The organism is Pseudoalteromonas sp. CR1, from assembly GCF_019392235.1.
Taxonomy (GTDB): domain Bacteria; phylum Pseudomonadota; class Gammaproteobacteria; order Enterobacterales; family Alteromonadaceae; genus Pseudoalteromonas.
The window spans coordinates 1-238 of the sequence record NZ_JAHXRM010000610.1 but is presented as its reverse complement, the minus strand read 5'-3'; the positions used below and the strand labels follow the sequence as shown (position 1 = coordinate 238).

Here is a 238-nt window from a genome sequence, read left to right as displayed (position 1 = left end):
TCCATATGGGCCAGCACGGCGGCGGCGTCGGTGCCGTCTTCGAACAGGGCCAGCAAGTGGGTGTGGGACCACAGCGGCGTGGTGTTGAGTTCCGGTTCGAAGATTGGTTGGTCTTCGGCGTCCATGAAGGTCACCGAGACAGCGCCCACTTCGAGGAAAGCGTCTTCGTAGGTTTCGGCTTGTTCTGGGCTGATGGCGAGACGGACTTGCAGCCAAGGCATGGCGGGCACCTTTGAAA

General features: G+C 60.9%; 1 protein-coding gene. It reads right to left on the bottom strand.

What is annotated here, in order from left to right:
• The coding region (locus KZZ04_RS20740) for a 50S ribosomal protein L11 methyltransferase (RefSeq protein ID WP_219424112.1) at positions 1 to 221 on the bottom strand (221 nt) is incomplete at its 3' end.
• Between the last annotated feature and the right edge of the window lie 17 nt (positions 222 to 238).